Origin of the sequence: Bradyrhizobium campsiandrae, assembly GCF_014529705.1 — a bacterium.
GTDB lineage: Bacteria > Pseudomonadota > Alphaproteobacteria > Rhizobiales > Xanthobacteraceae > Bradyrhizobium > Bradyrhizobium campsiandrae.
Map to the genome: position 1 here is coordinate 1 of NZ_JAANIH010000154.1, position 1,393 is coordinate 1,393.

The 1,393-nt window shown below is 62.6% G+C and carries 1 protein-coding gene; it reads left to right on the forward strand.

Translation table 11 applies throughout. From position 1 onward, the window contains the following. A partial coding sequence (locus tag G8O24_RS42430; RefSeq protein WP_188108402.1) for an integrase core domain-containing protein occupies positions 1 to 1,146 on the forward strand: 1,146 nt, incomplete at its 5' end. Positions 1,147 to 1,393: the final 247 nt, after the last annotated feature.

Below are 1,393 nucleotides of genomic sequence, written 5' to 3' on the forward strand. Positions count from 1 at the left end.
GATGGGGAAGCCATGACCGAGGTGTGCCGGGAGTTCGGTATCTCCCGCAAGACCGGCTACAAGATTTTCGACCGCTACAAGGAGCACGGGCTGGAGGCGTTGAGCGACCGCTCCAGGCGGCCGGTCCGTTACGCCAACCAGCTCCCCCAGCAGCTCGAGACCCTGATCGTCCGGCTGAAGAGCGAGAAGCCGCACTGGGGCGCCCGCAAGATCCGCGAACTGCTGGTGCGCCGGCTTGATGGCGACGTCAGAGTTCCCGCCAAGAGCACCATTCATGCGGTGCTCGACCGCCATGGCCTGGTCAAGCGCGGCGGCGGACCGCGCCACCGCGCACGCGGCACGCCGCTGTCGCAGGGCACGCTTGCCAATGATCTGTGGTGTGCCGACTTCAAGGGCGAGTTCAAACTCGGCAATGGCCAGTACTGTTACCCACTGACCGTCACCGACCATGCCTCGCGCTTCCTGCTGCTCTGTGAAGCTCTGGACTCGACGCGCGAAGACCCAGCCATCACTGCCTTTGAGCGACTGTTCCGTGAACGCGGTCTGCCGCTGGCCATCCGCTCCGACAATGGCGTGCCCTTTGCCAGTCCCAATGCCTTGTTCAACCTCTCGAAGCTGTCGGTGTGGTGGCTCAGGCTCGGCATTGCGATCGAACGCATCAAGCCGGGCCATCCGCAACAGAACGGCCGCCACGAGCGCATGCATCTGACTTTGAAGAAGGAGGCGACCCGACCGCCAGGCTTCAACAGCCTGCAGCAACAGGACCGCTTCGATGCCTTCGTCCGCGAGTTCAATACGGAAAGACCGCACGAGGCGCTCGACATGAAGTGCCCAGCCGAGCTCTACACCGCCTCAACGCGCGTCTATGCCGGCCTGCCGGACCTGACCTACCCCTTCCACGATCGTGACGTCGTCGTGACCGCTTGCGGGCGGCTCTGCCTGCATCGCAAGAGGATCAACATCTCAACCGTACTGGCCGGACAGAAGCTCGGCATCAAGGAAGTCGACGAGGGCATCTGGCTCATCAGCTTCATGCACTACGATCTGGGATACTTCGACCTAGAGCAAAAGACCCTGCAACCCCTCGATAACCCATTCGGTCCGAAGCCCATCACCGATCTCCCCGGTCCGACATCACCGCCCTGACCAAACGCCAGTCTTACTCATTCTTGGCATGGCGGCCATTTGATCGGCCGCGCAGAGCCGTCACCCCCCGAAGCCCGAAGGGGCGCGCCTTGGCGCGCGGGGTTGACGGCGAACGCGCGTGCCGAGCAATAATGGAGCCGCGCCATGAATGCGTGGAATGACCCTGAAACCCACGACAACCCGTTCGGCACGAGGTTGTCACCCATGTCTTAGGTACAACCTGTTACCTATGTCTTCAGGCCGGACA